This is a genomic window from Mycobacterium gordonae (assembly GCF_002101675.1).
Lineage (GTDB): Bacteria > Actinomycetota > Actinomycetes > Mycobacteriales > Mycobacteriaceae > Mycobacterium > Mycobacterium gordonae.
Map to the genome: position 1 here is coordinate 1 of NZ_LQOY01000065.1, position 21051 is coordinate 21051.

General features: G+C 71.6%; 18 protein-coding genes and 1 pseudogene. 8 read left to right on the forward strand and 11 right to left on the reverse strand.

The annotated features are described in order from the left end of the window. A pseudogene (locus AWC08_RS39005) lies at positions 1–2495 on the forward strand (PE family protein); the annotation flags it as partial. Positions 2496–2518: 23 nt separating this feature from the next. Here the strand turns inward: AWC08_RS39005 and AWC08_RS10300 are convergent. The 6 genes from AWC08_RS10300 to ruvC form a co-directional block, all read right to left on the reverse strand. Beyond that, positions 2519–3220 (reverse strand): hypothetical protein, encoded by a 702-nt coding sequence (locus AWC08_RS10300; RefSeq protein WP_069435377.1) that lies wholly within the window; start codon positions 3218–3220, stop codon positions 2519–2521. Between the two features lie 116 nt (positions 3221–3336). Next, entirely contained in the window at positions 3337–4005 is a 669-nt protein-coding gene (locus AWC08_RS10305) for a hypothetical protein (protein ID WP_069435376.1), read from the reverse strand. 82 nt (positions 4006–4087) lie between these two features. Beyond that, positions 4088–4474: a DUF1304 domain-containing protein gene (locus tag AWC08_RS10310; RefSeq protein WP_069435375.1), complete on the reverse strand. Its 387-nt coding sequence runs from the start codon at positions 4472–4474 to the stop codon at positions 4088–4090. A gap of 10 nt (positions 4475–4484) precedes the next feature. Then, on the reverse strand, positions 4485–5531 hold the full coding sequence (gene ruvB / locus AWC08_RS10315) for a Holliday junction branch migration DNA helicase RuvB (RefSeq protein WP_065134316.1): 1047 nt from the start codon (positions 5529–5531) through the stop codon (positions 4485–4487). Continuing rightward, positions 5528–6121: a Holliday junction branch migration protein RuvA gene (gene ruvA, locus AWC08_RS10320; RefSeq protein WP_069435374.1), complete on the reverse strand. Its 594-nt coding sequence runs from the start codon at positions 6119–6121 to the stop codon at positions 5528–5530. The genes ruvB and ruvA overlap by 4 nt, the downstream gene beginning before the upstream one ends. Continuing rightward, positions 6118–6672: a crossover junction endodeoxyribonuclease RuvC gene (gene ruvC / locus AWC08_RS10325; protein ID WP_069435373.1), complete on the reverse strand. Its 555-nt coding sequence runs from the start codon at positions 6670–6672 to the stop codon at positions 6118–6120. The genes ruvA and ruvC overlap by 4 nt, the downstream gene beginning before the upstream one ends. A gap of 134 nt (positions 6673–6806) precedes the next feature. Here ruvC and AWC08_RS10330 point away from each other — a divergent pair, with 134 nt between their 5' ends. From AWC08_RS10330 to AWC08_RS10350, 5 genes are read left to right on the forward strand one after another with little or no spacing between them, the layout of a single operon-like run. Then, entirely contained in the window at positions 6807–7406 is a 600-nt protein-coding gene (locus AWC08_RS10330; RefSeq protein ID WP_069435372.1) for a DUF4178 domain-containing protein, read from the forward strand. Between the two features lie 5 nt (positions 7407–7411). Then, the gene (locus AWC08_RS10335; protein ID WP_065134320.1) at positions 7412–7909 is read left to right on the forward strand and encodes a DUF2617 family protein; all 498 of its coding nucleotides are present in this window, start codon (positions 7412–7414) and stop codon (positions 7907–7909) included. After that, entirely contained in the window at positions 7906–8337 is a 432-nt protein-coding gene (locus AWC08_RS10340; protein WP_065134321.1) for a DUF4247 domain-containing protein, read from the forward strand. The genes AWC08_RS10335 and AWC08_RS10340 overlap by 4 nt, the downstream gene beginning before the upstream one ends. Positions 8338–8359: 22 nt before the next feature. Next, positions 8360–8818 carry a DUF350 domain-containing protein gene (locus AWC08_RS10345; protein ID WP_065134322.1) on the forward strand — a complete coding sequence of 153 codons (459 nt, stop codon included), beginning with the start codon at positions 8360–8362 and terminating at the stop codon, positions 8816–8818. Continuing rightward, the gene (locus AWC08_RS10350) at positions 8815–10389 is read left to right on the forward strand and encodes a polyamine aminopropyltransferase (protein ID WP_069435371.1); all 1575 of its coding nucleotides are present in this window, start codon (positions 8815–8817) and stop codon (positions 10387–10389) included. Before AWC08_RS10345 ends, AWC08_RS10350 begins: the two co-directional genes overlap by 4 nt. A 1-nt stretch (position 10390) precedes the next feature. Here AWC08_RS10350 and AWC08_RS10355 read toward each other — a convergent pair whose 3' ends face one another. Together AWC08_RS10355 and AWC08_RS10360 are read right to left on the reverse strand one after the other, a co-directional pair. After that, complete coding sequence (locus AWC08_RS10355; RefSeq protein WP_085087746.1) at positions 10391–14569, reverse strand: PE family protein; 4179 nt, start codon at positions 14567–14569, stop codon at positions 10391–10393. A gap of 198 nt (positions 14570–14767) precedes the next feature. Further along, entirely contained in the window at positions 14768–15523 is a 756-nt protein-coding gene (locus tag AWC08_RS10360) for a YebC/PmpR family DNA-binding transcriptional regulator (RefSeq protein ID WP_065134325.1), read from the reverse strand. A gap of 297 nt (positions 15524–15820) precedes the next feature. Here AWC08_RS10360 and AWC08_RS10365 point away from each other — a divergent pair, with 297 nt between their 5' ends. Next, positions 15821–16807: an alpha/beta fold hydrolase gene (locus AWC08_RS10365; protein ID WP_197522079.1), complete on the forward strand. Its 987-nt coding sequence runs from the start codon at positions 15821–15823 to the stop codon at positions 16805–16807. Here AWC08_RS10365 and pdxT read toward each other — a convergent pair. The 3 genes from pdxT to pdxS are packed head-to-tail and all read right to left on the reverse strand — an operon-like array spanning position 16804 to position 19194. Next, positions 16804–17397 carry a pyridoxal 5'-phosphate synthase glutaminase subunit PdxT gene (pdxT, locus tag AWC08_RS10370; protein WP_069435447.1) on the reverse strand — a complete coding sequence of 198 codons (594 nt, stop codon included), beginning with the start codon at positions 17395–17397 and terminating at the stop codon, positions 16804–16806. The two genes, AWC08_RS10365 and pdxT, sit on opposite strands and share 4 nt — an antisense overlap. After that, positions 17394–18239, reverse strand: coding sequence for an acyl-CoA thioesterase II (tesB, locus tag AWC08_RS10375; RefSeq protein WP_069435448.1), 846 nt, complete (start codon positions 18237–18239; stop codon positions 17394–17396). Before tesB ends, pdxT begins: the two co-directional genes overlap by 4 nt. Positions 18240–18276: 37 nt before the next feature. After that, positions 18277–19194: a pyridoxal 5'-phosphate synthase lyase subunit PdxS gene (pdxS, locus tag AWC08_RS10380; RefSeq protein WP_065134328.1), complete on the reverse strand. Its 918-nt coding sequence runs from the start codon at positions 19192–19194 to the stop codon at positions 18277–18279. A 126-nt stretch (positions 19195–19320) separates the two neighbouring features. Between pdxS and AWC08_RS10385 the strand changes: the two genes are divergently transcribed. Beyond that, positions 19321–21030, forward strand: coding sequence for a PE-PPE domain-containing protein (locus AWC08_RS10385; RefSeq protein WP_085087748.1), 1710 nt, complete (start codon positions 19321–19323; stop codon positions 21028–21030). Positions 21031–21051: the final 21 nt, after the last annotated feature.

Below are 21051 nucleotides of genomic sequence, written 5' to 3' on the forward strand. Positions count from 1 at the left end.
GTGCGGCGGGGGTGGGCGGCGCCGGCGGATCCGGGGGCTACCTCGGCGCCGCGGGACACGCGGGCGGCACCGGCAGCGGTGGCGCCGGCGGCACCGGAGGTACCGGCGGGCAGGGCGACGCAGGCGCACTCGGCGCCTCCAACGCCGCCCCGACCGCGGGCGGTCACGGCCGGCAAGGCGGCGCGGGCGGTCAGGGCGGAACCGGCGGCGCGGGGATCGGCGGACTTCACGGTGGCGCAGGTGGTCAGGGCGGTATTGGCGGCACCGGTGGTAACGGCGGCAACGGCGGCAATGCCACCGGCACCACTACAACGGGAGCCACCGGCGGCGGCGTGGGCGCCCAGGGCGGCGACGGCGGCACCGGTGGTGCGGCGGGCGCCTCAGGCACCGGAGTCGATGGCGGCGCGGCGGGCGGCGTGGGTACCGGCGGGACGGGCGGCAAGGGCGGTACCGGCGGGATGGGGGCCACCGGCACCGACGGTGGCGACGCCGGAGTTTCGCCAGTGGCGGGCTCCCAGGGCGGCAAGGGCGGTGCCGGCGGCGCCGGCGGTGCCGGCGGTGCCGGGATAGGTGGGGTGGGCGGTGGCGAATCCGGCGCCGGCGGCTCCGGGGGTCAAGGCGGGGACGGCGGCCGTGGTGGCTCGTTCCTCGGCACCACTGCTACGGGAGCTACCGGCGGCGGCATGGGCGCACAGGGCGGGCAAGGCGGCACCGGCGGCACCGCGGGTGCCGCCGGCAACGTGACCGACGGCGGAGTTGTGGGCGCCAATGGCACCGGGGGTGCCGGCGGTCACGGCGGCACAGGCGGAGATGGCGCCATGGGTGCAGCCGGCAAGAACTCCAGTGCCAATCCGACCGCAGGCAACCAAGGCGGGCAAGGCGGCACGGGCGGCAACGGCGGCACCGGCGGCGCCGGCATCAATGGCGTCGGTGGCGGAACGGCCGGCGCCGGCGGAAACGGCGGAAACGGCGGCGGCGGCGGCTTGGGCGGTACCAACACCGGCACCACCAACACCGGCGCAACCGGCGGCGGGATGGGCGCCCAAGGCGGTCAGGGTGGCACCGGCGGCACCGCCGGAGCGGCCGGTGCCCGCGTCGACGGCGGGGCCGCCGGCGCCAACGGCACCGGCGGCACCGGCGGTCTAGGCGGCAACGGCGGCAACGGCGCCGCGGGCACCAACGGCATCTCCGACCCGGCCCCGACCGCAGGCAACCAAGGCGGGCAGGGCGGCACCGGGGGCGCCGGCGGCACGAGCGGCGCCGGGATCGGCGGCATCAGCGGCGGGAAAGCAGGCAACGGCGGGAGCGGCGGCAACGGAGGTGGCGGCGGCGCGGGCGGCGCTAACAACGGCAGCGCCACTACCGCCGGGGTACAGGGCGGTAAAGGTGGGACCGGTGGCGCCGCGGGAGCCGCGGGCACTCACGTCGACGGCGGCGCCGCGGGAGCCAACGGCACCGGCGGCACCGGCGGCACCGGCGGGACCGGCGGCAGGGGTGCATCCGGCCAGAACGGCACGTCGAGCAGCACCCCCACCGCAGGCAACCAAGGCGGTGCAGGCGGCACGGGCGGCAACGGCGGCACCGGCGGCGCCGGCATCAATGGATCCGGGGGCGGCATCGGCGGAGCGGGCGGCGGCGGCGGCACCGGCGGTTTCGGCGGCCAGGGAGGCGGCAATAACGGCACTACGGGTCTCACCGCGGGGGCCAGCGGTGGCCAAGGCGGCACCGGCGGTGTCGGGGGTGCCGGCGGGGCCGCGGGTGACGGCGGCACCGTAGGCGGCCAGGGTGGACAAGGCGGTGCCGGCGGCAACGGCGGCAACGGCGGCCGGAGCACGCTCGGCAGCCAGAACATTCCCCTCGGCGGTGGTGGTGGCGGCGGAGGCGCGGGCGGCGAGGGAGGCGCCAGCGGAGGCGGCGGAGCCGCTGCTGGTCAAGGTGGCACTGGTGGAACGGGCGGGACCGGCGGACAAGCTGATGTCCCCGCCAACAACGCCGCAGGCGCCGGAGGCAGTGGGGGCGGCGGAGGCGGCGGCGGCGATGCCGCAGGAGGCACTCCGGGTAAGGGTGGTGCCGGCGGCGGCGGAGGCGCCGGCGGCGGTGTGGCCATCGGTGCGGTGTTCGGCGGTGGCGGCGGTGGTGGCGGCGCGGCGGGAGGCCCGGGCGGTACCGGCGGAAACGGCGGTCTGGGCGGCTTCGCGATCGCCCTCGACTCCGGCAACCTCGGTCAAGGCGGGGCCGGTGGTGCCGGATCCGTCGCCGGCACCGGCGGCGGCGGCGGACAAGGTGGGGCGGCGAGCATCCTCACCCACGACAACGCACCCGCCAACGGAGCCGCCGGCAACCCGGGCAGTTCGGGCGGAATGGGCGGTGGACCCGAACTCACCGCTCAGGGCGGTAACGGCGGAACCGCGGTCGGGCAGGGCGGCAGCGGCGGCTCGGCGTACCTGTTGTTCTTCGCCGGCATGGGTTACGGCCTGCCCGGCCAGTCCACCTGACCGCCGCTTGGTTCAGGATTCGGTTATCCCGGATAGGGCCACCGCAGGTAAGCATTGCTACGCCCGGCGCCCACCCGCTGCCGCGACGGGCGGACATTGCGCCAGCGCCGCGGGTCCTGCTCCGGCCGCAGCTGCGCTCCGCGGGGCTTGGTGTCCGCTTCCGGGGAGGGAACCGTCATCGTCGTGTCCTGGGCCGGCCGGTCCGGCTCGGCGATACCCGGCTCGCTATGAGCGACCGGCGCCGGAATGTCGCGTGCCAGTCGGGCGAAGGTGCTGGCCATCGTGAATCCGCCGATCAAGACGATGAGAACGCCCAGCCCGGTGAAGTAGGAAATGTCCAGCAGGGCTCGCTTTCGGTCGGTGCCACCGACCGGATCACCGATGCTGCCCAGGTGCAGGAGCGGCGCGACCCGCGGTCCCACTACGAACCAGGCGCCGGCCAGCACCGCCAGCAAGCCGCCGAACCCGGCGGCGGCGCGGTCTCTCGACGCCATCAGAAGTAGGCCGCCCAAAACGGCCGCCGCGCCAGGGAGCACTTCAAACCAGCCCCGCGCCGTCGTCCATACCCACTCCTGGGCAGGGGTGAAGGCGAAGTTCACTCGAGGCCCGAGAAACGGGATCAGCGCCCCCCACGCTCCCGCGATAACCAGCAGCAATCCGCTGACAGCGCCGCGCGAACGGGGCATCTGCAGCCCGCCTGGTTTTTCAAGCTCTGCATTTTTCATGGCCGGCGGGTACCCCGGGGCCCTCGAAATAACCGGGTCTTACCGGAACGTCACAATCGTCGTCGAGGGCAACCGGCCGCCGCGGCTGCGGCGGCCGGTTCCTCCTGCAAGCCCGCTTACTGGTGCGTGACGGGGGTGCGATGGCGCCTGAACAGCCCACCGCGCCGCTGCTCGGTCCCGTCGGTCGGGGTGGCGACGCGGTCCCGCGGCGTGGTGAGGGCGTCTGTCGACACCTCGCGATCAGGCTCGACCAATCCGCTGTATCCGGGCTGGGGGGCGTGCTCCACCGGATGCGCGACGGGCTCGACGGGACGGACGTCCCGGGCCAGCCGGAACGCCATCCGGGCCAGGGCGGCACCGGCCAAGAACGTGATCAGGACGCCCAATCCGGAGAAGTACGCGAGTTCGACCGCGACGCGCTTGCGGTCGGTGGCACCGACCGGGTCACCGACCGAGCCGATGCCCGACAACGGCGCGAAGGTGCGCCCAAGCACGAACCAGGCCCCGCCCAGCGCCGCCAGCCAACCGCCGAGCAGGGCGCTACCGCGGTTACGCGAGACCAGGACCAGCAGGCCGCCGACCGCGGTCGCCACGCCCGGCAGCACCTCCAGCCAGCCGCGCGCGGCGGTCCACGCCTGGCCGGGGGTGTAAGCGAAGTCGAAGTTCGGGCCGATAAACGGGATCAGCGCGCCCCAAATGCCCAGGATCACCAGCAGCAGTCCGATTACGGCGCCACGCGAGCGCGGGATTCGTCCCCGGGCGGGGCGGTCCTCGATGGTTTTCATGACATCTCCCTCGGTAGGTACCGAGGTGGGTACCCGGACATTCCGCCGTTGAAGCACCTGTCCGGATTTACGCCGCCAGCTGTTACGTAAGCAAACCCGCCAGGAGCAGCACGATGGCGATCACCGGGAACAAACCCTGCGTCACGGCGGCGCGCGCTTTGTCACGCGCCGAGAGCAGCAGCACCACTGCGGCCGCGGCCATCGAACCGACGCCCGCAAACACCAGAGCGGCCCCGACGTCGCGGTGGCCGGTGAACATCGCGGCGATGCCGATGCCGGACACAATGGCCAGGAACAGGTTGTAGAAGCCCTGGTTGAAGGCCAGCAGCTTGGTGGTCTCGGCTTCCTCGACCGTGGTGCCGAAGGTCGCGCGGGTGCGCTTGGAGGTCCACGTCAACGACTCCATCGTGAAGATGTAGACATGCAGGACCGCGGCCAGCGCGGCAAAGAACAAAGCGGCGGTGACGATTGCAGTCCTCCTACTCGAACAGCCCGGGCTGCGAAACCCCGACGGGCGGCGTCATGCCCAGATGGGTCCAGGCCAGCGCCGTGGCCACCCGGCCTCGCGGCGTGCGCGCGACCATTCCAGCGCGCACGAGGAAAGGCTCGCACACCTCTTCCACGGTCGCAGCCTCTTCACCGACGGCCACGGCCAGCGTCGAGACCCCGACCGGACCGCCGCCGAAACTGCGGGTTAGCGCCGACAGCACCGCCCGGTCCAGCCGGTCCAACCCCAGCTCGTCGACGTCGTAGACCTCGAGGGCGGATTTCGCGACGTCGCGGGTGATGATGCCGTCGGCGCGCACCTCGGCGAAGTCACGCACGCGGCGCAGCAACCGGTTGGCGATGCGCGGCGTGCCCCGCGAGCGGCGGGCGATCTCGGCTGCGGCTTCGGCGCCCAACTCGATACCAAGGATGCCGGCGGACCGCGCCAGTACCCGCTCCAGCTCGGCCGGTTCGTAGAAGTCCATGTGCGCGGTGAAGCCGAACCGGTCCCGCAGCGGGCCCGTCAGGGCACCCGAACGGGTGGTCGCTCCGACCAGCGTAAATGGTGCGACCTCAAGCGGAATCGACGTCGCCCCGGGACCCTTGCCCACCACCACGTCGACCCGGAAGTCCTCCATGGCCAGATACAGCATCTCCTCGGCGGGCCGGGCGATGCGATGGATCTCGTCGATGAAAAGCACGTCATGTTCCACCAGGTTGGACAGCATCGCGGCCAGGTCGCCGGCGCGTTCCAGGGCCGGCCCCGACGTCACGCGCAGCGAGGACCCGAGTTCGGCGGCGATGATCATCGCCAACGACGTCTTGCCGAGACCGGGCGGCCCGGACAGCAGGATGTGGTCCGGCGTGCCGCCGCGGTTCTTGGCCCCTTCGATGACCAGCTGCAGTTGCTCGCGCACGCGCGGCTGGCCGATGAAATCCCGCAGCGAGCGGGGGCGCAGGCTGCCGTCGATGTCACCCTCGCCGACGGCCAGCGCCGGCGAGACGTCGCGTTCGTCGAAATCGTCCGGGTACTCGCTCATTTGGCCTTACCCAGCAGCGACAAGGCGGCCCGCAAGGCCGACGACGTGGACGCCTCCCGGTCGGCCGCCAGCACCTTGTCGGTGGCCTCCTCGGCCTGCTTGACCGCGAAACCGAGCCCGACCAGCGCCTCCACCACCGGCCCGCGGACGGCGTGACCGTTGACCGCCGGCGCAACGCCGGATCCGGCGACCAGGCCCACTTTGTCGCGCAGTTCCAGCACCATCCGTTCGGCGCCGCGTTTGCCGATGCCGGGCACCCGGGTCAGCGCGGTGACGTCGCCGTCGGCCAGGGCCTGGCGCAGCGCCGACGCGTCGTGCACGGCCAGTGTCGCCATCGCCAGCCGCGGCCCGACGCCGGAGACCGACAACAACGTCTGGAACAGATCACGGGTCTCCGCATCACAGAACCCGTACAGCGTCATCGAATCCTCGCGCACGATCATCGCGGTGATCAGTCGCGTTTCGGTGCCCGACCGCAGCGTGGCCAGCGTCGACGGCGTCGCGTTCACCCGGTAGCCGACTCCGGCCGCCTCGATCACGACGTGATCCAGCGCCACCTCCAGCACCTCACCACGCACCGAGGCGATCATCGGGCGGCCTTCACCTTGGCCAGATACTTGCTGCGCTGTTGCGCGGCCTGGGCCTGAGCGGCGGCCATCCGGGCCAGCATCGGCGCTCGCCAACAGTGACAGATAGCCAGCGCCAGGGCGTCTGCCGCATCGGCCGGCGTGGGCTTGGCCTGCAACGCGAGGATTCTGGTGATCATGGCCGTGACCTGCGCCTTGTCGGCGTTTCCGTTGCCGGTGACCGCCGCTTTCACCTCACTGGGGGTATGAAAGTGCACGTCGATGTCGCGCTTGGCGGCCGCCAGGGCGATCACCCCGCCGGCCTGCGCGGTACCCATCACAGTGGTGACGTTGAGCTGGGAGAACACCCGCTCGATGGCCAGCACGTCCGGATGGTGGGTGTCCAGCCAATGGTCGACGGCATCGCTGATCGCCAGCAGGCGCCGGTGCAGCGGTTCGTCCGACGGAGTGCGCACCACATCGACGTCCAGCGCGGTGATCTGCCGCCCGCGCCCGCTTTCCACCAGCGACAACCCGCACCGCGTCAAGCCCGGATCGACGCCCATCACCCGCACCGCAGCTCCCTATGTTCTCGTCAGCCGAAGTTCCGAACAGCTGTTCGATAGCCTAGCCGCTGGGTGCGACATCGCCGGTGAAGGACACGCGCCGCGGCGGTGAGTTACGTTATGCGCACTAGGGAAGGGTTCGCGTGGGAGCACAACTGATCGTGGTCGCGGTGGCGCTGTTCATCGCATCGCTTCTGGTTCTCGTCTACGCCCTCAAGAAGAAGCCCGCCACACCCGCAGCCAGGCAGGACCCGCTCGCTTTCACCGGTCTGCCCACCGATTTCGGGCCCCGCCAGCTCGGCCCCGGCGCGATCGTCAGCCACGGCGGCATCGACTACGTGGTCCGCGGCTCGGTCACCTACCGCGAAGGCCCGTTCGTGTGGTGGGAGCACCTGCTCGAGGGTGGGGACGAGCCGGTCTGGTTCAGCGTGGAAGAGGACGAAGGTCGCCTCGAGCTGGCGATGTGGTTCAAGCGCACCGATCTTGACCTGCAGCCCGGCGGCCAGCACACGGTCGAGGGGGTTACCCTGCACGAAGTGGACCGCGGCCACGCCGGGTACACCACCGAAGGCACGACCGGACTGCCGCCGGGCGGCGAGATGGACTACGTCGACTACGCCAGCGCCGACAAAGCCACGCTGCTTTCCTTCGAACGGTGGGCCGCGGAGATGCCGTGGGAGATCTCCACCGGCAAGGCCGTGCTCACCGGCGAGATCACCGTCTATCCCGCACCCGCGAGCTAACCGCGGTGCCGCTTCACCACCTGGCGGTCGCGCCGGCCGATGTGTCCGGGGCGCGATTGGCGTTGGCGCTGAACGCGGCCGCACCGCCGACCCTGGCCAGCTACCGACTGGAACACCCAGGCGGCGGTGTCCTGCTGCTCGGCGTCCTGGGGGCCTCGCACGTCGTCACCGTGGAACACCCCGCCGGCACGTTCTCCGAACAGGTGTCCTGCGCAACCGGCGGCGGGGATCTGCCCGCGCGTTCGGATGCACCCGGCTATCACCTGCAGTCGCACAGCGCGACGCACGACGAGGCCTCCTTCCGCGCCCTGGCCCGGAACTTGCGTGACCGGTGTGCACATGAACCCGGCTGGCTGGGCGGCGTGTTCCCGGGCGATGACGCCGCGTTGACCGCCCTGGCCGCCGAGCCTGACGGCGACGGCTGGCATTGGCAGACCTGGCACCTGTATCCGGCCGGCTCGGGCGGAACTGTGGTCTACACGGCGAGCCGGTGGCATCCGTGAGCCGCAACCGCCTGCTGATGATCGCCGGCGGGCTGGCGTTGGCCGCCACGGTCTCGCTGATCTCCGGGATCGTGCTGGTGAGCCGCGACGTCGGTGAGTACATCGCGGGCCACTATCAGCAGTACGCCCGCGACGCGAACGCGAAGCGCTACCTCTGCACCGGCACGCCCCACCAGGTGGCCGACACACTGGCTCACTACAAAACCCCCAGCGCGCGGGCCGCCGACGGCGGCAACGAGTACCTGCGCTACAGCGACTACGTCGTGATCGTCGGACCCGACGGCACCCGTCCCTGCAGCATCCGGGTCGAGGATCTGGGCGCAGGATATCGCCACGGCTCCTATGTCTTCCTCGGCCCCGGCTTCACCCCAGGATCCCCTTCCGGTGGCTCGGGCGGCAGTCCCGGCGGCCCCGGGGGCGCCAAATAGGTACTCGCAAAGGAGGACTGTCATGCACCACAGCGCGGTTGAGTTCGGCAGTGTTAGCGTGGATCCGATCCTGCGCGGAGCCGTCGCCACCGTCCTCTACTTCGCGGTCGGCATCGCCGTGCTGATCGCCGGGTTCCTGATGGTCGACGTGCTCACCCCGGGCAATCTGCGTCGGCTGGTGTTCATCGAGCGCCGGCCCAACGCAGCCATCCTGGCCACCGCGATGTACGCCGCCCTGGCCACGGTGATCATCGCGGCCATCACCACCAGCTCCAATCAGCTGGGTGAGGGCCTGCTCGGCGTGGCGATCTACGGCGGCCTTGGCGTCGTCCTGCAGGGTCTGGCGCTGGTGATCCTGCGCGTCGCGGTGCCGGGCAACTTCCACGACCACGTCGAGGAGCCCACCCTGCATCCGGCGGCCTTTGCCACCGCGGCGATGCTGCTGGCGGTGGGAGGGGTCACCGCGGCCGCGCTGCTATGACGACAAGTGTTGCAACGGAGCCGGTCTCGCCGTCACTGGGACGATGGCGCGCCGTCCTGCTGGCCGCGGTGGCGGCGTGCGCGGCCTGCGGGATCGTCTACGAACTGGCGATGCTCACGCTCTCGACCAGCCTGAACGGCGGCGGGATCGTCGCGACGTCCCTGATCGTCGCGGGGTATATCGCCGCGCTGGGGCTGGGCGCCCTGCTGATCAAGCCGCTGCTGGCGCACGCCGCGATCACGTTCATCGCGGTGGAGGTGCTGCTGGGCATCGTCGGCGGACTGTCGGCCGCGGCGCTGTATGTCGCCTTCGCGTTCGTAGCCGGGTCGACGCTGGTGCTGGCGGTGAGCACCGCCCTGATCGGGTGTCTGGTGGGTGCCGAGGTTCCGCTGCTGATGACGCTGTTGCAACGCGGCCGGGCAGCGCCATCGCCGGCCCTGGACGTGGCCACCGACGCTGGTCGCACGCTGGCCAACTTGACCGCGGCCGACTACCTGGGCGCCCTGTTAGGCGGGCTGGCCTGGCCGTTCGTGCTGCTCCCGCAGTTGGGGATGATCCGCGGCGCGGCCGCCACCGGCATCGTCAACGTGGTGGCCGCGGCGATCGTCGCGGTTTTTCTGCTCCGGCGGGTGCTTTCGGCGCGCCAGCTGGCGGCCGCGCTGGGCGCGCTGGCAGCGGCGCTGGCCCTGTTGGTCACGCTGCTGGTGCGCGCCCAGGACATCGAGGTCTCGACCCGTCAGCAGCTCTACGCCGACCCGATCATCGCCCATCGGCACTCGGCGTACCAGGACATCGTGGTCACCCGCCGCGACAACGACATGCGGCTGTACCTGGACGGGGATCTGCAGTTCTCCACCCGCGACGAATACCGCTACACCGAAAGCCTGGTCTACCCGGCGCTCGGGGGCGGCGCCCATTCGGTGCTGGTGCTCGGCGGCGGCGACGGGCTGGCGGCGCGCGAGCTGCTGCGCCAGCCCGGCTTGCAGCGGATCGTGCAGGTGGAACTGGATCCGCAGGTCGTCGAGCTGGCGCGCACCACGATGCGCGACGCCAACGGCGGATCGTTGGACAACCCGCGGGTGCAGGTGGTGATCGACGACGCGCTGAGCTGGTTGCGGGGCAGCGGGACCGACCGTTTCGACGCGGTGATCGTCGATCTGCCCGATCCCGACACGCCCGTGTTGGGGCGGCTGTATTCGACCGAGTTCTACGCGCTGGTCGATCGGGTGCTGTCCCCCGGCGGGCTGATGGTCGTGCAGGCGGGCAGCCCGTTCTCGACGCGGACAGCGTTCTGGCGCACCGTCTCGACCGTTCATTCCGGGGGCTACGCCGTCACCCCGTACCACGTGTACGTGCCCACCTTCGGCGACTGGGGATTCGTGCTGGCCCGCCGCGGCGACGCCGCCCCGGTGGCGACCCTGCCGCCCGAGGTTCCGCCGTTGCGCTACCTCGACCAGCGGGTGCTGGATGCCGCGACTGTTTTCTCCGAGGACGTGCGGCCACGGCCGATGGAGCCGTCGACGCTGGACAATCCGCGGGTCGTCGAGGACATCCGGCGCGGGTACTACTGACTCAGCCGCCGCCGGGAGCGCCGGCACCACCCTGACCGCCCGTGGTTCCGTTCGGCAGGCCGCCGGGAACCGCGAAGCCGGGCATTTCGCCGTCTCCACCGAAGCCGCCGGCGCCTCCGCCACCGCCTTTACCACCGGACCCGCTACCGAAGGGCGGAGCGATGCCATTGCCGCCGTTGCCGCCGCGCCCGCCGGTGCCACCGGCGCCGCCGAGACCGAAGGAACTGCCCTTACCACCACCGCCGGCATTGCCGCCGATGCCGCCGTCACCGGCATCGAACAGCACGGATGCGTCCGCGCCATTACCGCTGTCGCCGCCGTTGCCGCCCCGGCCGCCGAAGCCTTGGGTGCCGGTGCCGCCGACGCCGCCGGTACCGCCGCGGGCGCCGTCGGCGTTGTCGCCGATGCCGCCGTCGCCGCCGCGCCCGCCATTGCCGGCGTTGCCGCCGTTGGCGCCGGTGCCGCCGTTGCCGCCGTTGCCGCCCTGCCCGCCCCCGGGATGAACGACGCCGCCGACGTTGCCGCTCCCACCGCTGCCGCCGTTGCCACCCTGGCCGCCGTTGCCCTGAACGCCGAGCCCGCCGGTTGCGCCCTGGTTGACGCCCGTGCCGCCGCCGACGCCGCCGGCCCCCGCAGCGCCGCCCACGCCGCCGTCGCCGCCGCGGCCTCCTTGACCGGCCTGGGGCCGCCCGGAGGTGGAATCGCCGCCGTTGCCGCCTGTCCCGCCGGTGCCGCCCGTGCCGCCGGTGCCGCCCTGGCCGCCAGCGCCGCCCTTACCGGTGGCTCCGTCTTTGCCGCCGCCGATGAAGCTGCCCTTGCCGCCCGCACCACCTTCGCCTCCGGTGCCGCCCTGCCCGCCTTGGCCGCCGGTGCCGCCGGTCTGGGCGTTACCCCCGTCGCCGCCGCCCGGGCCCTGACTGCCGCCGTTGCCGCCCGTCGTCCCTTTGCCGCCGACACCGCCCTTGCCGCCGACGCCGCCGACGCCGCCGTTGCCGCCGTCACCGCTGAATAGGCCGCCGTTGCCGCCGGCGCCGCCCTTGCCGCCGGATCCGCCGGTGCCGCCCGTCGCGGCGGTCGAGCCCGTGGTCCCCGAGCCGCCCGCGCCTCCGGTGCCGCCGTCACCGCCGTTGCCGGCGATACCGGCATGACCGCCGGCCCCGCCGGCTCCACCGGTTCCAGTGCTGGTCACGGCGTCGGCGCCGCCGCCGCCTTTGCCGCCGTTGCCGCCGCCGGTGCCGAAGTTGCCCGATTTGCCGGTGGCACCCGAGGTCGCGCCGGGCCCGCCGCCGGCACCGCCGGCGCCGCCCGATCCGCCGGCCCCACGGTCACCGCCGTTGCCGCCCGCGCCCCCGACCCCGTCACCGCCGCTGAAGGTGCCCTTGGCGCCGTCGCCGCCGTTACCGGCGTTACCTCCGTTGCCGCCGTTGCCACCGGCCCCGCCGGTGCCCGCGGTGCCGCTGCCGCTGGCGCCGGTCCCGGCGACGCCACCTTTGCCGCCTTGGCCGCCCTGGCCGCCGACGCCACCGTCGCCACCGTCGCCGCCGGCGGCGCCGTTCGAGTTCGCCGCGTTGGAGACGCCGTTGGTGCCACTGCTGGCGGCCCCGCCGGTCCCACCGACGCCGCCGGTGCCGCCGTTGCCGCCCTTGCCCGACACGCTGCCGCCCTTGCCGCCCGCACCGCCGGCGCCACCGGTGCCGCCGGTGCCGCCGTCGCCGCCGTTCTGGCCGGCGCCGCCCACCGCACCACCCTGGGTGCCCACGCCACCGGTTCCGCCGGTACCGCCGTTACCGCCGTTGCCGACGGATCCGCCGTCACCACCCGCGCCGCCGGCGGCGCCATTGAGGCCGGCAGCAGGCGCGTCGGCGCCCCGGCCGCCATTGCCGCCATTGCCGCCGCTGGTGGGGGCGCTGCCCCCCTTGCCGCTCGCGGCGAAAGTCGCGCCGCCGCTACTGCCGCCGGTTCCACCGGCTCCGCCGGTGCCCGGGTTGCCGCCGTTGCCGCCCTTGCCCCCGACACCGCCGTTGACGCTGATCGTGCCGTCGCGACCGTTGCCGCCGTTACCCGGAGTGCCGCCGTTGCCCCCGTCACCGCCGGCTCCGCCCACACCGTGGGCACCGGCCGTGCCCGCCGGCGCGCTGCCGCCGACGCCTCCGGCGCCGCCCGCTCCGCCGTGGCCGCCGTTTCCGCCGCTGGCGCCATTACCTCCGTTTGCGCCGGCGGTGAAGCCGTCAAAGCCGTTGAAGCCGTTGCCGCCGTCGGCTCCCCGGCCGCCCAGGCCGCCGGCACCGCCGGCGCCGCCATTGCCGGCCTTTGCTCCCCCGTTGCCCCCGGCGCCGCCAGCGCCGCCCGCTCCCCCGTCGCCGCCATTGCCGGGATTGGTTCCGGAGAACGCCGGGTTGCCGGACATACCCTTGCCGCCGTCGCCGCCGGCACCGCCGTTTCCGTAGGTCCCGCCGTTGCCCCCGGCGCCGCCGTTCCCGCCGCCCTGGCTGGTGCCGATCGCGTCCGACCCGTCGCCACCGTGGCCACCGTTGCCGCCACTGGTGGGGCTGTTTCCGGCCACTCCCGACGCCCCTGTGCCGGCCTTGCCGCCCGCGCCGCCGGCGCCACCGGCCCCGCCGACGCCTGGGTTGCCGCCGTTACCGCCGTTACCGCCTGCGCCGCCATTGCTGCCGTTGGCGCCGTCGCCGCCGTCACCGGGCGTTCCGCCGCTGCCGCCGGCTCCCCCGGCACCGCCGGCTCCGTCACCGCCGGTCGGGGTCAGCAGGCTGTTCAGCCACCCGCCGGCGCCGCCCGCGCCGCCGATGCCACCACGGCCGCCGTCGCCGCCGTTGCCGCCCGACTGGCCGCTTGCACCGGCGGTCAGGGCATTGGCCCCGGTACCCCCCGCGCCGCCGTCGCCGCCGTGGCCGCCGAGACCACCGGTCCCGCCGGTGCCGATGAAGGCACTACCCCGGCCGCCGACACCGCCGGCACCGCCGTTGCCGCCGCCCACGCCGGACACACCCGCAGGCCCGCCGGTGCCCGAGGCTCCGTTGCCGCCGCCACCGCCGGCGCCGCCGTTGCCGTAAAGGATCCCGCCCAGGCCGCCGTTGCCGCCGGCGCCGCCGTGCATTCCGGTCGCAGCGCTCCCGTCGCCGCCGTACCCCCCGGCGCCGCCCATGCCCAGGACTCGGGCATTACCCCCGGTCCCGCCGGCGGCGCCGCCCTGACCCGCGCCTCCGACACCGCCGTCTCCGAACACTCCGGCGGTGCCGCCGGCGCCGCCCGTACCGCCCGTACCGCCCTGCCCCGCGCCACCGGCGCCGCCGGTGCCGCCGTTACCGAACAGCCCACCTTCCCCGCCGGCGCCGCCGTTACCACCGAATCGCCCGTCACCGCCGACGCCACCCACCGCGCCGTTGCCGAACAGCCCGTCGGTGCCGCCGGCGCCGCCGGCACCGGCCGTCCCGCCTGGGGCGTTTCCGCCGGCGCCGCCGGCGCCCGGAGCGCCGAAGACGAAGGAATGGCCGCCCCCGCCACCATTGCCTGCCACGCCCAGCGCGCCGGCCTGCCCACCGGCGCCGCCGACGCCGCCGTTACCCCACAGCAGGCCGGCGTTGCCGCCGGTACCGCCGCTGCCCGCCACTCCGCCCGGAGTCGCCGCTGCGCCTCCCGCCCCACCCGCGCCGCCGTTACCGATCAGCCCGCTTGCTCCACCAGCGCCGCCGGCCTCACCGGCCGCCCCGGACCCGCCGGCCCCGCCGTTGCCGTAGAGGAAGCCGCCGGGCGCGCCGGCCTGACCGGTCCCCGGCGCTCCGTTGGCGCCGTCACCGATCAGCGCGCGTCCGAACAGCAATTGCGTGGGCGCGTTGACCGCACCAAGCAGCTGCTGCTCGATGACCTGCAGCGGGGTCGTATTGATTGCCTCTGCCAGGGCGTACTCACCGCCGGCCGCGGTGAGGGTCTGCACGAAGCGCGCGTGCAATTGTGCTGCCTGCGCGCTGAGGGCCTGGTAGTCGCGGGCGTGGGTGCCGAACAGCGCCGCGATCGCCTCCGACACTTCGTCGGCACCGGCGGCCAACACGTCCACCGTGGGCGCCAGCGCGGCCGCGTTCGCGGCACCGACCGCAGAACCGACGCGAGCGACATCGGCCACCGCCGACGACAGCAACTCTGGATCAGCGATAACAAACGACATCGGAACTGCCTCTCATCCACCCGGGCCTCGCGAAAACGAAGAATCCCAAGGCAGATGATCGCGACGGCCAGGCAGCTCCCGCAAAGTCGAATTGCACAGATCCGCCAGCCTGCACAGTGCACACTGCACACTGCGCAGGGCAGCGGCAAACCCCTTATCCGGGGCAGAATATCCCCGTACGGCAGCCCGCCGGCAGACTCACTCGTCGTCGAGCGCGGCTAACACCTCGTCGGACAGGTCGACGTTGGTCCACACGTTCTGCACGTCGTCGCTGTCCTCGAGTGCGTCGACGAGCTTGAACACCTTGCGGGCACCCTCCACGTCGACCGGGACGCTCACCGAAGGCTGGAAGCTGGCCTCGGCCGACTCGTAGTCGATGCCGGCCTCCTGCAGCGCGGTTCGCACCGCCACCAGGTCGGTGGGCTCCGAAACCACCTCGAAGCTGTCGCCGAGGTCGTTGACGTCCTCTGCACCGGCGTCCAGTACGGCGGTCAAGACGTCGTCCTCGGTCAGGCCGTTCTTCTCCAGGGTTACCATGCCCTTGCGCGAGAACAGATACGCCACGGAACCGGGGTCGGCCATGGTGCCGCCGTTGCGCGTCATCGCCACCCGCACCTCGCTGGCCGCGCGGTTGCGGTTGTCGGTGAGACACTCGACAAGGACCGCGACACCGTTGGGCCCGTAGCCCTCGTACATGATGGTCTGATAGTCGGCGCCGCCGGCTTCCTCACCCGCTCCGCGCTTGCGCGCCCGCTCGATGTTGTCGTTGGGGACCGAGGTCTTCTTGGCCTTCTGGATGGCGTCGTACAGCGTCGGATTACCGGCCGGGTCACCGCCTCCGGTGCGGGCGGCAACCTCGATGTTCTTGATCAGCCGGGCAAATTCCTTGCCACGACGGGCGTCTTTGACGGCCTTCTGGTGCTTGGTGGTGGCCCACTTGGAATGGCCGCTCATCGGTGCCTCTTACCTCTTTCGCTGGAAAAGTTCGCCTGCCGAGTCTACGTGGCGGCTCCGCCGCGCCGGGCGTGACGCCACAATGGCACCGGCTAGCCGGCGGCAGCCACCGCGCCGACCAACGGCGACCACGGGCCCGATCGTCACACTCGCGCCGGCAACAAAGTTTCATCTTGCGTTGAAATTAATTTCAACGTACAGTGAAATTAACCCGAAAACCGCTGACCACCCACCGAGGACCGCAATGGCAACAGACCTGGTACGACCCCGCGCTACAGCGAGCTGCCCGAGCGGATCGTGCCAGCGCTGGCCTCGTACCGACCCGACACCGCACGCACCGAAGAGCAGCTAGCGCGGTTCCGCGACGTGGTGCCACGCGACCCGGACGTCGACGGTGCCAGCGAACACCTCGACGGCGTGACTTTCACCCACCGGTTCGTCGACGTCGACGGGCGGGACGGCGAGATTGTCCGATTCCACTACGTCGAGGCCGGCACGGCGACCGGCGAACCGGTCGTCTTCCTGCACGGGCTGCCGGACTCCTGGTACCAGTGGCACCACCAGATGGCCGCGTTCGCCGGCGACTATCGTTGCGTCGCCTTCGACCTCAAGGGCTACGGACAATCGAGCACCGCGGAGGGCGACTACCGGCACGAGGCTGCGGCCGAGCAATTGGTGGCCGCTCTGGACCGCATCGGTGTCGACCGGTTCAACCTGGTCACCCATGATCGCGGCAGTGTGCAGGGCGACTTCATCGCTGCCGGTCATCCCGACCGCGTGCTGCGGTACGGACGCGGCGAGCAGCACCTTTATCACTTCCACCCCGCGCTGGCCCCGCAGGCCGCGGCGTTCCGCGATTCGCCGTTCACGGGGTTGATGGCCGACCGGACCCGCTTCGTCGTGCTGGTCTACACGTGGATCGGACACATCGACCTGCCTGACGACGAAATGCGGCGGGTGATCCAGGAGTTCAGCTACCCCGACATCGACAAGTCCGTGCCCCGCTACTTCAACACTGCGACGTTCCGCACTGAGTGGATCGCTCGCCGGACACGGCTTCTCGAGCGCTGGACGTGCCCGGTCATGGTGATCCAGAGCCACGAAGGCACCGTCCAGCCGCGCGAGTACTACGTCGACGCCCGCGACTACATCCCCAATGCAGCCGACGTGCTGGTGCGTTTCGTCGATGCGGGGCACTTCTGGACGCTGGAAGATCCCGAAACCACCACCGCGCATCTGCGCGAACTGCTCGCGCTGCCCATACCCGGGACGTCGGCAGGCTAGCTGCCGGTCACGATGTTCACGAACATCTTGTGCACCCGCCGGTCGCCGGTCACCTCCGGGTGGAACGCCGTCGCCAATACCGCGCCCTGCCGGACCGCGACGACATGCCCCGCGGCCCGGGCCAGCACCCGCACACCGGGACCGACCCGCTCGACCCACGGCGCCCGGATGAACACCGCGCGCACCGTCCCGTCCAGCCCCTCGAACGGGATGTCACCCTCGAACGAATCGACCTGACGTCCGAAAGCGTTGCGCCGCACCGTCATATCGATCCCACCCAGCGGCAGGGCCTGTCGCCCCTCCGCGCCCGCGTCCAGGATTTCCCCGGCCAGCAGGATCATGCCGGCACACGCTCCGTACGCGGGCAACCCGTCAGCCAGCCGGCCCCGCAGCGGCTCCAGCAGGTCGAAGTCGCGCAGCAGGTGACTCATCGCGGTGGACTCACCACCGGGGATCACCAGCCCGTCCACCGCGTCGAGTTCGGCGCGGCGGCGCACCGTGATCGCCTCGGCGCCGGCTTCGCGCAGCGCAGCGAGGTGCTCACGGGTGTCGCCCTGCAGAGCCAGCACGCCGACCAGCGGCGCACTCACTGGGTGGACGGCTGGTATCCGCGCTTGAAGCGGGTCAGCCCCTCCTGCATCACCGCGGCCACCATCTCACCGCTCTGATTGAAGATCTTGCCCTGGCACAGCGAGCGGCCGCCGCCGGCCGACGGCGAGGACTGGTCGTAGAGCAGCCATTCGTCGGCCCGAAACGCCCGCATGAACCACATCGCATGGTCCAGCGACGACACCTGCAGGTGCTCGCGCTCGGCCATGTGGGTGACCTGCGCCGAACCCAGCAGGGTCAGGTCGCTCATGTAGGCCAGCGCGCAGATGTGCAGCACCGGGTCATCAGGCAGCGGGTCGCGGTGACGGAACCAGACCTGTTGCTGAGATGCCTTGCCGGGCAACAGTTTCAAGCGGTCGCGCGGCACGATGCAGACGTCCCACTCCTCAAATTGCTTGAACCCGGCGTCGTCGAACACCTTCACCGAGGTCAGGCCCGGCAGTCCGTTCGGCGGCGGCGCCGCCGGCATGGCGTCCTGGTGGTTGATGCCTTCCTGGTCGGTCTGGAACGACGCCCCCATGCTGAAGATGATCTCGCCGTGCTGAATGGCGTTGACGCGTCTGGTGGCGAACGATCCGCCGTCACGGATGCGCTCCACGATGAACACCGTGGGCTCCTTGGCGTCGCCGGGCCGCAGGAAATAGCCGTGCAACGAATGCACCTGATAACGCGGGTCGACGGTGCGCACCGCCGACACCAGCGACTGCCCGGCCACATGCCCGCCGAAAGTGCGCTGCAAGAAGCCCGATTCAGGGCTGAACACGCTGCCGCGGTAGATGTTGACCTCGAGCTGCTCGAGATCGAGGATCTCTTCGATCGCCACGGGATGTTCTTACCAGCCGCCCCTCAACAGCCGCCGGTCACCAGCCGCGTTGCGCCAGGCGATGCGGCTCGGCGATCTCCTCCACGTTGATGCCGACCATCGCCTCACCCAGCCCCCGCGACACTTTGGCCAGCACGTCGGGGTCGTCGAAGAACGTGGTGGCCTTGACGATCGCCGCTGCCCGCTGCGCCGGGTCACCGGACTTGAAGATGCCCGACCCGACGAACACGCCCTCGGCCCCGAGCTGCATCATCATGGCGGCGTCGGCCGGGGTGGCGATACCTCCGGCGGTGAACAGCGTCACCGGCAGCTTGCCCGCCCGGGCCACCTCCACGACCAGATCGTAAGGTGCCTGCAATTCCTTTGCCGCGACAAACAATTCGTCTTCGGACAACGAGGTGAGCCGCCGGATCTCGCCGCCGATCGCGCGCATGTGCGTGGTGGCGTTGGAGACGTCGCCGGTGCCGGCCTCACCCTTGGAGCGGATCATTGCCGCGCCCTCGGCGATCCGGCGCAGCGCCTCACCGAGATTGGTGGCCCCGCACACGAACGGCACGGTGAACGTCCACTTGTCGATGTGGTGGGTGTAGTCGGCCGGGGTGAGCACCTCGGACTCGTCGATGTAGTCCACCCCGAGGCTCTGCAGGATCTGCGCCTCGACGAAGTGGCCGATCCGGGCCTTGGCCATCACCGGGATGGTGACCGCGTCGATGATGCCTTCGATCATGTCGGGGTCACTCATCCGCGACACCCCGCCCTGCGCGCGGATATCGGCGGGCACCCGCTCCAGCGCCATCACCGCGACGGCGCCCGCACCTTCGGCGATGCGGGCCTGCTCGGGGGTGACGACGTCCATGATGACGCCGCCCTTGAGCATTTCGGCCATACCGCGCTTGACGCGTGCGGTTCCGGTTTGTCCGGACGCCGACTGGGCGCCGTTCTGCTGGCTGTTCACTACTCTCCTTGAATTTCGGGAAGTGACCACCAGTCTAAAGGGGGCCGACAACCGGATTCACCCACAGCACAGGCCCGCAGTGCCTTAAGCTCCGCGATGTCGACCAGCGAGCTGGGGAGCCTCGCGATGAATTTTGCCGTTGCGCCGCCCGAACTCACTTCGGCGCGCATCTTCGCCGGTGCGGGCCCGCAACCGCTGCTGGCTGCGGCCGCCTCCTGGGACGGGCTGGCCAGTGAATTGGATGCCGCGGCACGTTCGTTCGCCACGGTCACCTCGGAGCTGGCCGCCGGCGTCTGGCAGGGTCCGGCGATGCTGGCGATGACCCGTACCGCGGCGCCCTATGTGACGTGGTTAACGGCGGCGGCCGCGCGGGCAGGCGGGACGGCGGCGCAGGCGCGGGCGGCGGCAGTCGCGTTCGAGACCACGCAGGCGGCAATCGTGCACCCGGCAATGGTCGCCGCCAACCGGTCGGGGCTGGTGTCGCTGATCGCGGCCAATCTGTTCGGCCAGAACGCCCCCGCGATCGCGGCCGCCGAGGCCGCCTACGAGCAGATGTGGGCCCAGGACGTGGCCGCCATGGCGGGATACCACGCACAGGCTTCGGCGGTGGCTGAACAACTCGCCGCCGCCTATGCCGCCACCGGCCTGCCAGGGCTCAGCATCGACTGGACCCACGGCACCTTCAACCTGGGCTCGGGCAACCAGGGCGCCAACAACATCGGGTTCGGCAACATCGGCAACGGCAACATCGGCCTGAACAACCGGGGTGACGGCAATATCGGCGTCCAGAACAGGGGCAACTGGAACGTCGGGCTCATCAACACCGGCAACCGGCTGATCGGTTACGGACTTCCCGGCGACGGCAACATCGGCGTCAACCTCATCAACATGAACCCGGTCGGGGGTGGGAGTCCGACCACCACGGCCCTGCTCATGGGCGGCACCGGACCCAGCCCACTGCCCTGGTCCGGCTTCCAGACGCTGGCGAACAGCTTCATCACCCCCACCCACCCGGCCTATGACGCACAGTTTGTGGTGACACCGTCAAAGTTGTTCCCCCTCACCGGTCCCACCAGCCTGACCTTCGACGCCTCCATCGCCGAGGGCATGCAGCGGCTCAACACCGCCATCATGAACCTGCACGCGGCGGGCAAAGACACCGTCGTCTTCGGGCTGTCCCAAAGCTCCACGGTGGCGACGCTGGAGATGCGTTATCTGCAGTCGCTGCCGGCGGCGCTCCGCCCTGCCGCCGACGAGTTGTCCTTCGTCCTGGTCGCCAACCCCAACCGGCCCGACGGCGGCCTGCTGTCCCGCTTCCCCGGTCTGTCCATTCCGTTCATGGGGTTCACCTTCAACGGCGCGACGCCGGCCAACGTCTATCCCACCATCGATTACGCGATCCAGTACGACGGCGCCGCCGACTTCCCGCAATACCCGCTCAACCTGTTGGCGACGGCCAACGCGCTGGCCGGCTTCGCCTACATCCACCCGTCGTATTCACTGTCGGCCGCCCAATTCGCCTCGGGCATCGTCCAGCCGGTGTCCCCGGACAGTCTCACCACCTACGTCCTGATTCCCACCCACGACCTGCCGCTGCTCAATCCGCTGCGCGCGGTGCCGTTCGTAGGGAACCCCCTCGCCGACCTGATCCAGCCGGACCTGCGGTTGCTCGTCGAGCTGGGCTACGACCGCGCCGCCTACCAGGATGTGCCGACACCGGCCGGGTTGTTCCCGCAGATCGACCCGGTTTTGCTGGCCGCGCAGCTGCAGCAGGGCGCGATACAGGGGGTCAACGACGCGCTGGACGGATTGGGTTTCCCACGGCGGCTACCGTAATGGCGTACCGGCGAAGGAGAG

Excerpts from the sequence above, each read along its gene's own strand:
- AWC08_RS10300 (WP_069435377.1), bottom strand. The coding sequence starts at position 3,220 with ATGAAAAATGCAGAGCTTGAAAAACCAGGCGGGCTGCAGATGCCCCGT.
- AWC08_RS10305 (WP_069435376.1), bottom strand. The coding sequence starts at position 4,005 with ATGAAAACCATCGAGGACCGCCCCGCCCGGGGACGAATCCCGCGCTCG.
- ruvB (WP_065134316.1), bottom strand. The coding sequence starts at position 5,531 with ATGAGCGAGTACCCGGACGATTTCGACGAACGCGACGTCTCGCCGGCG.
- ruvA (WP_069435374.1), bottom strand. The coding sequence starts at position 6,121 with ATGATCGCCTCGGTGCGTGGTGAGGTGCTGGAGGTGGCGCTGGATCAC.
- AWC08_RS10345 (WP_065134322.1), top strand. The coding sequence starts at position 8,360 with ATGCACCACAGCGCGGTTGAGTTCGGCAGTGTTAGCGTGGATCCGATC.
- AWC08_RS10350 (WP_069435371.1), top strand. The coding sequence starts at position 8,815 with ATGACGACAAGTGTTGCAACGGAGCCGGTCTCGCCGTCACTGGGACGA.
- AWC08_RS10355 (WP_085087746.1), bottom strand. The coding sequence starts at position 14,569 with ATGTCGTTTGTTATCGCTGATCCAGAGTTGCTGTCGTCGGCGGTGGCC.
- AWC08_RS10360 (WP_065134325.1), bottom strand. The coding sequence starts at position 15,523 with ATGAGCGGCCATTCCAAGTGGGCCACCACCAAGCACCAGAAGGCCGTC.
- AWC08_RS10385 (WP_085087748.1), top strand. The coding sequence starts at position 19,321 with ATGAATTTTGCCGTTGCGCCGCCCGAACTCACTTCGGCGCGCATCTTC.